The organism is Mucilaginibacter sp. P4_G9 (assembly GCF_056400985.1).
Genome location: NZ_JBFUKF010000195.1, coordinates 1 through 9898 on the forward strand (window position 1 = coordinate 1; position 9898 = coordinate 9898).

The following is a 9898-nucleotide window of genomic DNA, read 5'->3' on the forward strand; positions in this document are numbered from 1 at the left end:
GGCTGTTGTGTTCGGGGGGCTTGCTTTTTACTGGCTGATGGAAAACCGTAAGATTAACAGAAGCCTCGAAGCCAAAAACAACGAGATCCTGTCGCAGCGTAACCAGTTGATCGAAATGTCGGCACGCGCAGAAGCTGCAACCGAAGCCAAGCTGAATTTCTTCACCAATATTTCGCATGAGTTCCGTACGCCATTAACGCTCATTCTCTCGCCGGTTGAGGAAATGATGAAGAACGAAAAGCTGAACATCGTTGCCGGTAAAAACTTAAAACTGATTTATAAAAACGTATTCCGGTTGATGCGATTGGTTAACCAGCTAATAGATTACCGTAAAATTGAATATGATAAGCAGCAGATTAATGCATCACCCAACAACCTGGTGGAGTTTGTTAAAGATATATTGGATAGCTTTCAGCATAATGCCCAAAAACGTAACATCAGCCTGAATTTAATTTCGGCAGAAAAAAACATAACCACCTGGTTTGATGCAAATATGCTGGATAAGGTTTTCTTTAATTTATTATCAAATTCGCTTAAATTCACTAAAGATAATGGCAGGATCCAGGTAATGCTTGCTCAAAATTCCGAAAATGTGGAAATAGCCATACAGGATAATGGCATAGGTATGGAGCCCGAAGAAATGGAACATGTTTTCGACCAGTTTTACCAGGCTGATAACGGTAACTACCGCGGCTCGGGCCTGGGATTATCTTTATCCAGGGAGATCGTTTCCCTTCATCATGGCAGCATTAAGTTAAGTAGTAAAAAATGGCAGGGCACAACTTTTACGATAACCCTTCCCCTCGGTAACCTGTACAACTATACTACCGATAACAATAGCCCTGCAATAAATGCAGTGGCCATTGAAGAGCGCGCCCGCATCTATACCACCGACCTGGAGCAAGGCGAAATAAAAACCGATTCAGATGCACTTACTCATCCCAAGGAACAATCCATCCTCATTATAGAAGACAATGCCGACCTGCTAAACTACCTCACCGATAAACTGGCGGCTGATTATGAAATTTTCACCGCTAATAACGGCATACAAGGATTGTCCGAAGCATTTGAAAAAGTTCCTGATTTGATCATATCAGATGTGGTATTGCCGGGCATGTCGGGCAAGGTGATAACCGAAAACCTAAAAACCGATATCCGTACATCGCATATACCTGTTATACTGCTAACCGCGCAGGCCGGGGTTGAACAACAAATAGATGGCATCCGCAGTATGGCAGATTGCTATATGGTAAAGCCTTTTAACTACGACCAATTACTGGCAACCGTAAAAAACCTCATCAAAAACAGGGTAATACTAAAAGAGCATTTCACCAGCGATGTTAGTCATGGCAAAATGCCGGTATCAAAAACCATCGACAAAAAATTCCTGAATGATTTTGCAGGTATTGTTGAGCAAAACCTGGCCAACGAAAGCTTTAACGTTGATGATATTTGCAAAACCATAGGCATATCGCGCGTGCAGCTTTACCGTAAAGTAAAGGCCCTGCTTGGCTGCAGCATTACCGACTATATTTTAAATCGCAGGCTAAAGAAAGCCAAATACCTGCTGGTTCATGAAGCATACTCTATATCCGAGATCACCTATATGGTTGGTTTTGCCAGTCCTAATTATTTTGCAACTGTATTTAAGGCAAAATATGATTGTACACCAAGCGAGTTTAAACGCCGGCAACACTCGTAAAGAGAAGCAAACGAGCACAGCGTCATCGGAGTGAGTTGATTTGCCTATGAATTATAAGTCGATCTAAAACAATACCCATGCTATGCCAAGGGTGACAAAAATATTAAACGTTTGGGCAATCAAAAACGCGTACAATGGTTTTTTACTGTTTTCGCTAAACAGATCGGCAAAGTTGGTTTCCAGCCCAATACTGGTAAAAGCCAGTGCGAACCATAATCCCTGCAGGTTTTTAAGGCTATCCTTTACTGTCGAAATTGTTGCAGGCGGCAGAAAAAATGAAAACAATACCGATGCGCCAATAAATCCCAAAACAAATTTAGGGAAACGCTCCCAAATCACTTTCAGTGTAGGTTTGGTATCCTTATCCTTACCTGCCGGATGTTTTGTATATGTCCAGTAAATGGAAATGGCAAACGCGGCCAGGCCCAGCAATACATTCTGCGAGAATTTTACAATGGTACTGATCTTTAGCGCAACTTCGCCAACCAGCGTGCCCGATGCAACCACAGCTCCGGTAGTATCAATACTACCGCCCAGCCACGCTCCAGTCACTTCCTGCGAAAAATGGAAATAACGGGCGATGATGGGCATGAAGATCATCATGGGTATCGCTGTGATCAAAACCATCGATATCACATAGGATAGTTTTTTGGGATCGCCCTTAATGGCCCCCGCAGTTGCAATTGCAGCAGATACACCGCAGATGGATACCGCGCTGGAGATCATCATGGCTATTTCATCGTCAACCTTTAACTTTTTACATACCCAAAAAGCAAAGTACCATACCGAGGTTACCACCAGCAAAGCCTGGATCAACCCTAAGGACCCGGCTTTTAAAATGTCCGAAAAAATCACACTGGTGCCCAGCAACACCAGACCTATCTTCACAAACAGTTCGGTTGATAGGGATGCTTTTAACCATCCGGGCAGTTTTAAAAAGTTGCTGATAACGAGGCCCAGAGCCAAACTGAATATAACCGCTTCCAGGTTTAATGATTTGGCCTGGCTGCTACCGGCCAACACCAGCGCAATAATGGTAACCAGGTAAACCAGCGGAAAATCCAAAATGTAATTTTTAACGGGTTTACCGGTAATAATTGCGCCAATACCACCGATGATCAGCACAAAAACAAATTGGATGGCTATTTTAAAGAGGTTTGCGGCACCCAAAACCCTCCCCATAAGTTCGGCACCGTTTGTCCAGCCGAATGATGGTACAGGTAAAATTAAACCGGCTATGGCCAGTATGATAATTAATGACCCTAAAATAACTACTGCCCAATCTTCGTGCAGGGTTAATTTACTGGTGTTGGTTGCCATGTCTTTTGGGTTGTTTTTGGTATGATAAATAATCACAATATAGCCTTTTGTTTTTATAGGTGCATATGCTACTTGTTTTTCCTTCCCGAGCTGGGGTCATTTAACCTCCCGGCCACTTGCTAAGGCAGCTGGCGCCGGTTGCGCTTACAGCTAATTAATCAGTTTGACTATTTTTAGGGTAACCGGGGGTTCGATACGTTGATATCGGGCCTTTGGTATTTTAGGCTAAAAAACAAATGCGCCCTATCTTCAAATAAATCCATTTCGCCTTCTTTTTATAAAACTTAAAATACTAACTTGTGCTAACCAGGCATCAACCTTCTTTTTATGAAAAGAAAAACCTTTATTCGTTTAGGCGGAACATTTATGGCTACTCCTTTGATATCTTCAATTACATCCTGGGCTACAGAAGCCCCATTAAAAAACTGGGCAGGCAACCTTACTTACAGTACGGCCAATGTACAATACCCAAATTCGGCAGCTGCAGTGCAGCAACTGGTTAAAAAACACGGCAAACTTAAAGCCCTGGGCACCAGGCATTGCTTTAACAGGATAGCTGATAGCAAAGACGACCTGGTTTCGACTAAAGAACTGAATAAAGTAATTTCAATCGATAAAAAAGCAATGACCGTTACTGTAGAAGGCGGCATTAAATATGGAGAATTAGCCCCCTATCTGCACAAGCAAGGTTTCGCCTTGCACAACCTGGCTTCGCTGCCGCATATTTCGGTTGCGGGGTCAATCACTACTGCTACGCATGGCAGCGGCGTTAAAAACGGCAACCTGGCCAGTGCCGTTACCGCTTTGGAAGTTGTGATTGCCGACGGCAGCATCGTGCATTTTTCAAAGGCTGCCGACCCGGAAAAGTTCAATGCGGTTGTTGTTGGCTTAGGGGCGATAGGTTTTATAACTATAGTTACACTGGCTATTGAGCCAACCTATATGATGCGCCAGCGCGTATTTTTAAAGATGCCCATGGCGCAGGTAAAACAACATTTCGACGCAATAGTATCTGCAGGTTATAGTGTAAGTTTATTTACCGACTGGCAAAGCGACAGCATCAACGAGGTTTGGATAAAAAGCCGCATTGGTGAAAAAGACCATAATGAACCCGAGTTTTACGGCGCAAAGGCGGCCACCAAAAACCTGCATCCTATTTACGACCACCCCGCCGAGAGCTGCACCGACCAGATGGGCGTACCCGGGCCGTGGTATGAACGTTTGCCGCATTTTAAAATGGGTTTTACACCCAGCAGCGGCAAGGAGCTGCAATCAGAATATTTTGTACCGATGCATCATGCGGTAGAAGCTATTGAGGCTATTGCCAAATTGGGAAAACAAGTTGGTCCGCATTTGTTTATCACCGAGATCCGTACCATTGCAGCCGATAGCTTGTGGATGAGTCCCTGCCATAACCAGGCTTCGGTAACTATCCACTTCACCTGGAAACCCGAAACCGAAGCTGTTACCAAATTACTGCCTGTTATTGAAAAGGCATTGGCGCCATTCAACGCCCGGCCGCATTGGGGAAAAGTATTTACAATAGCACCCAATGTTTTGGCATCACGGTATGAGAAATTAGCCGATTTTAAAAAGGTGGTAGCTGAATATGATCCGCATGGAAAATTCAGGAACGCGTTTTTGGATCATCATATTTATAGCGCGGTATGACAACACAGATTTAGCGCCAGAAATATCACTTTAAATTTTTCGATATTTATCTTATCTTTCTGCCTGTAAAGCCTTGTCATGCCCCCTTTGCGCTATTTGCTGCTGTTTATTCTTCTTACTACTTTTTATAGCGTTCATGCTCAGCAGGATATGGACCTGCATTTGAGTAATACCTTTCTGCCGGGTAAAAATATTTTGAAAGTAAAAAGAGACTTCCTTGATCCCTATTTATGGGTTTTAGCTCAGGATCACGGCGTTTATCGTATAAATAGCATTACCGGAGCTGTAGCTGATTACAGCAGCCAATTTGCAAATTATCATAATTTTGATTTTGTTGATATTGCAAGCGATAGCAAGGATATCGTATTTGTTGCAACCAATTCAAATAATGTACTTAAATATACAAGTAGCGGCATAGAAGTCATTGGCACATCAAAAGGTATAATTGGAAATGTAAATTCAATTGGCTTCGATTTCAGGTTTAGTGAAATTAACCAAGGGGTAGGTAATATAAGCAATGATGAATTGCTTATAGCCACAACTTATGGTCTTTATACCTACCTTATGAAAGATGGATCAATAACGCCCGCGCAGATCATTAATACTGACATGAGGATCTTTGAAAGTACTTACCGATCACAGATGATAAATAACAATACAAACTACGGTACTTACCCCGACACGGTTAAATATTATTCGGTTTTAGATTTTACAGCATTTTCCTTGTATTCGGGGTATATATGGCTTGAGGGAAATGAGTTTGGCAAAACACTGAAATCGGCATACTACGGGAACGTATTAGACCCATATAACGGTTCTAATACATTTTCTTATTCCGGCAATCAATTTTGGTCGACAGAGAATGGCTTGTTTCAAAACAGGTGGAATGGTTCGCATACCACCGCAAACCCCCACAAACACTATCTTAAAGGAGTAAGTATTAATAAAATAACTTCGATTTATGGTTTAGCAAACCTTAGGAATTTAACACGGGAGAACCTTTTGCTTGGCACCACACAGGGATTGTATTTTTCAAATTCGAATTATAAAACATATGATATTTTTTACGACTATTCCTTTTACCAATACAAAGAACTGGGCAATAAAAGCATAAATGACGTTTGCGTTAATGCTACATCCTACGCCACGCCAACTTGCGAAGATGGTATATGGGTTGCAGCTATTGACGGCCTCTATCTGTTAAAACCCGACTATGGCCCGTATTTAAACAAAACGCAACAGCTACAAGCCATAAACTTTGATGGGCATGATATTAGCGAAAACAAAATGGAGATTTGCGCTAACACATCAATTAACGCTGTGGTAAATAATTATATTTATAACGGCAATATCATTCAATGGTATAAGGACGGAAAAGAACTGCCTAATGAAAGTAAAGCCATACTCACTATCAAAGATCCTGGTGAATACCACACCGTATTATATGATCCTTGTTCGGCGCTTCATTTCGAATCAAATCATTTAACGGTAATCCAGGTGGCCGCCCCCGTGTTTACCTTCAACTATCCCGATGTATTGAATTACTGCGCCGGCACATCGGCACAACTAAAAACCGACAATAAACCTAATTACCAATACCGCTGGTACAAGGATGGTGTATTGAATGGCATAACGACAACCACCCTTGATAATATCACCCAAACCGGTAAATACAAAGTAGAAGTAAGCGCCTGTGAAGGTAGCTGGGTACCATCAAAAGAGGTACAGGTAAATTTTATTGCGATACCCAAGCCCACCATATCAACCGATAAAACACATTATTGTGACGGCGACCCGGCAACTTTATCTGCCACGGTACCTATTGACGGCTCAAAAATCAGCAATTGGGCAGCCTACCAATACACCTGGTACAAAGACGGCAGCCAGATTAATGGCAACGCTGCTTCTATTAAAGTTAAACAGACCGGGAAATATAAAGTAGAGGTTACAGGTTGTTCGGGTATGGTTTCTTCTGATGAAATACAGGTGGATTTTGAAAAACCCGAGCAGCCAGTACTTGTGGCAGATAAAGCTGCCTACTGCATAGGCGATAACGCGAAGCTGACCATCACTACCAACATCGACCCTTTTTATACCATAACCTGGTTCAGAGACGGAAATTTATTACCTGATGAAGAGGGCAACGTTAGTATTACAACCAATCAGCCGGGAAATTATACCGTAAATATCACCAACAATGCAACTACCTGCCATATACTTTCTTCAGCCTATGCGTTAAGCTTTACCCCTCCCCCAACAATCAGTATACAGCAAATTGTAAATACTACTTTATGCGATGGCCAAACGGTAGATCTGAAAACCACCTACTCCAGCGGCACCATCGGGTGGAGCACCGGTGCTACTTCCGACAAAATAAGCGTTAAAAATTCGGGTACCTATAAAGCAACTATTACTACTGTTGCCGGTTGCCAGGTAACAGAATCTGCAACGGTACAATTTTTACCAAACCCTGCTCTAAATGTTCCTTCGGCCACGCTTTGCCAGTTTACTAATGAGCGTATTACACTTACAGCCCCCGATGGGTTTATTAAATATGAATGGAACGGACAAGCGGGCAATTCCACTTTTTCGACAGATAAACTGGGTGTAGTAAATTTAACAGTCACAGATAACAACGGCTGCAAAGCCACACAAACCATTACCATAAGCAGCCATTGCGATGATATCCATATCCCCAATATATTTTCGCCCAACGGCGATGGCCGTAATGATAACTGGGTGATAGCCGGACTGGAGGGTGATCCATCAACAACGGTTAGGGTTTATAACCGCTTAGGCAGCCTGGTGTTTCAATCACAGGGTTATGCCACTCCATGGAGTGGTTCCTATAATGGTAAAAAACTTCCTGCCGCTGTGTATTATTATGTAATAAGTACAAAAGGGGCTAAACAGGTGCTCAGCGGGTCGGTAACCATACTTTACTAATAGTAAACTTATTATAATAATTATTAAAAAGTATTTTTTTACGGGATAAAATTAATGTAGCTTTAGGTAACCTATTTAAAGCCATTAAATCTTATGAAAATACCTACTGAACCTATCGGAAGCATCCCGAGGTCGCCCAAGCTTGTAGCTGCTATAACCTCACAAACAAATGACGATCAATTGCAAAAATTGTATGCAGTTGCAATTGCCGAAACCTTAAAAGAGTTTGAAGAAACCGGATCGCCGGTTATTACGGATGGAGAACAAACCAAATCAAGTTTCGCCACCTATCCCCTTGAAGGCTTGCTTAACCTTAGTCCCGAAGGGATGAAAATTAATTTCGAAGATGGTCATTCACGCCAATTGCCGTTGTTAACCAAAGGACCATTCAGGTACGGCAATTACGCCGAAAAATACCTGGCATCTGCTCAAAAACTAACAAAGCTACCTGTTAAACAGGCTATAATTTCGGCATCTGCCTTAAGTTTAATTTACCCTCCGGATGGAATTGAGGACTATACCCAATCTGAGTTTATTGCCGACCTGCTGAATGAATGTGAACAAGATATCAGGAGATGTTTGGAACAGGGGGCCTATAAAGTACAAATGGATTTTACTGAAGGCAGGCTATCCCTTAAGCTTGACCCCTCTGGTGGTGTGTTGAAACATTTTATCGATCTTAATAACCAGGTTTTTAATCGTTTTACCAAAGAAGAACAGCAAAAATTGGGAGTTCATGTATGCCCCGGAGGTGATCATGATTCAACCCACAGTGCAGATGTTGATTATGCAGATTTTTTACCCAACCTTTTTGATTTAAATGCAGGCAGTTTTTATTTGCAGCTGGCAAGCGAACCCAACAGGATAAAGGTTTTAAAAACAATAAATCAATACCTTAAACCCCATCAAAAAGTATTCCTTGGTGTAATAGATGTGCTAAATCCAATAATTGAAAGCCCCGAAGATGTTAAAGACCGGATATTTGAGGCGGCGGAGTATATTCCGCTAAACCAGATAGGCACCACTGATGATTGCGGATTTTCGCCATTTTGCGATGATATTTCAACAACCCGCGAAACAGCCTTCGCAAAGATCAAAGCGCGCGTAGCAGGAACAAAACTGGCAGAGGAGCTGTTGTTTTCATAAAATATGCAGGTTGCCGTATTGCAAACCGGGCAATGGATACTCCACATAGCATGAAAACAAAAAAATTCATCAGAAGCGGTCCTCATCTCCCGGTAAAAAACCTGGTTCAAACACTTGATTATTATCGCGACGTTCTCGGGTTTTATGATGAATGGACAACCGGCGACAAAGACGGCGGGATAAGACGCGACGATATGAGGCTTCTTTTTGGCGAAGATGCTGAATTTACCTCCGCAATTAACAATACCAAACACCGCCTGCCCCTGATGTGGTTTGTGGATAATATTGACGAGGTGTATGCAGAACTGCAAGACCGCAAAATTGAGATAGCCGATAGTTTAAAAACTCATCCATATGGTTTAAGGGAATTTGCCTTTATTGATATCAACGGGTATTATATCAGGGTAGCAGAAGGGCTTGAGGAATAATAGTTGCCCTGGCGTAAAGTTGCTGTAGTAAGGTCATCGTATTATCTAAACACTCATTTTTTCAAGTCGTTTTTAGTGATATACATCCATAAAGGTTCAAAATCTTTTGCCGATCTGTATAGGTACAAAATATCGGGATTTTTTATCTTTGAAATAGTTGTGTCTGGCTTTATAACGCCAAATTTAAAATAATTGGCGGTTGAGGTTTTAAACCTGATAGTGTCGTTAATAAGAGCGTAATTACCGCTAACTTTATCAACACCGAAACAAATACTTTTAACATAAAAACTCATATCCTTTTTCAGCTTAATATAGCTCTGACAGCCTGCAACCCCCTCCCTATTTGCCAGCAATACGTCTTTGCTTTCCATTTTTTCAAAATCTATAATTCCGTAAGGTTGTGCAATTATGCATCCCAGCAAAATAGCTATGCAGAGCATGGAGTAAATTCTTGGCTTATCGCTAAATTTTTCTTTTATGGTTAAATAAAGTTGCCTAAACCAAAGTATAGCCATAATTGGCATCGAAATAATGAGCACAAAAAGTAGCGGAAACATCAGTAAACCGAGTGATCCTTCCCAAAAATAAGTAGTATTTATTCCTAAAAAGCAGACGGCAGCGCAAGTGAGCAGACCTTTATTTTTAATCATGACCAGGTTTTGATATCGCTAAATATACATAGTAT

7 protein-coding genes are annotated in these 9898 nt (G+C 41.7%); 5 read left to right on the forward strand and 2 right to left on the reverse strand.

Annotated features, from left to right (window positions below):
• Window positions 1–1702, forward strand: a 1702-nt coding sequence (locus AC1DPZ_RS16360) for a hybrid sensor histidine kinase/response regulator transcription factor (RefSeq protein ID WP_477405274.1), incomplete at its 5' end; no start/stop codon positions are given.
• Between the two features lie 63 nt (window positions 1703–1765).
• Here the strand turns inward: AC1DPZ_RS16360 and AC1DPZ_RS16365 are convergent.
• Window positions 1766–3022 (reverse strand): YeiH family protein, encoded by a 1257-nt coding sequence (locus AC1DPZ_RS16365; RefSeq protein ID WP_477405276.1) that lies wholly within the window; start codon window positions 3020–3022, stop codon window positions 1766–1768.
• A 327-nt stretch (window positions 3023–3349) separates the two neighbouring features.
• On the opposite strand from AC1DPZ_RS16365, the gene AC1DPZ_RS16370 reads away from it, so the two are divergent.
• The 4 genes from AC1DPZ_RS16370 to AC1DPZ_RS16385 all read left to right on the forward strand — a co-directional run bounded on the left by AC1DPZ_RS16370 (window position 3350) and on the right by AC1DPZ_RS16385 (window position 9213).
• On the forward strand, window positions 3350–4693 hold the full coding sequence (locus tag AC1DPZ_RS16370) for an FAD-binding protein (RefSeq protein WP_477405278.1): 1344 nt from the start codon (window positions 3350–3352) through the stop codon (window positions 4691–4693).
• A gap of 78 nt (window positions 4694–4771) precedes the next feature.
• On the forward strand, window positions 4772–7639 hold the full coding sequence (locus AC1DPZ_RS16375; protein ID WP_477405280.1) for a gliding motility-associated C-terminal domain-containing protein: 2868 nt from the start codon (window positions 4772–4774) through the stop codon (window positions 7637–7639).
• A 93-nt stretch (window positions 7640–7732) separates the two neighbouring features.
• On the forward strand, window positions 7733–8785 hold the full coding sequence (locus tag AC1DPZ_RS16380) for a cobalamin-independent methionine synthase II family protein (RefSeq protein WP_477405282.1): 1053 nt from the start codon (window positions 7733–7735) through the stop codon (window positions 8783–8785).
• Between the two features lie 50 nt (window positions 8786–8835).
• Window positions 8836–9213 carry a VOC family protein gene (locus AC1DPZ_RS16385; RefSeq protein WP_477405284.1) on the forward strand — a complete coding sequence of 126 codons (378 nt, stop codon included), beginning with the start codon at window positions 8836–8838 and terminating at the stop codon, window positions 9211–9213.
• Between the two features lie 53 nt (window positions 9214–9266).
• Here the strand turns inward: AC1DPZ_RS16385 and AC1DPZ_RS16390 are convergent, their stop codons facing one another.
• A complete protein-coding gene (locus AC1DPZ_RS16390) occupies window positions 9267–9863 on the reverse strand; it encodes a hypothetical protein (protein WP_477405286.1) in 597 nt (198 codons plus the stop codon).
• Window positions 9864–9898: the final 35 nt, after the last annotated feature.

Coding starts and splice junctions, on each gene's coding strand:
- AC1DPZ_RS16370 (WP_477405278.1), top strand. CDS start 3,350: ATGAAAAGAAAAACCTTTATTCGTTTAGGCGGAACATTTATGGCTACT.
- AC1DPZ_RS16365 (WP_477405276.1), bottom strand. CDS start 3,022: ATGGCAACCAACACCAGTAAATTAACCCTGCACGAAGATTGGGCAGTA.
- AC1DPZ_RS16375 (WP_477405280.1), top strand. CDS start 4,772: ATGCCCCCTTTGCGCTATTTGCTGCTGTTTATTCTTCTTACTACTTTT.
- AC1DPZ_RS16390 (WP_477405286.1), bottom strand. CDS start 9,863: ATGATTAAAAATAAAGGTCTGCTCACTTGCGCTGCCGTCTGCTTTTTA.
- AC1DPZ_RS16380 (WP_477405282.1), top strand. CDS start 7,733: ATGAAAATACCTACTGAACCTATCGGAAGCATCCCGAGGTCGCCCAAG.
- AC1DPZ_RS16385 (WP_477405284.1), top strand. CDS start 8,836: ATGAAAACAAAAAAATTCATCAGAAGCGGTCCTCATCTCCCGGTAAAA.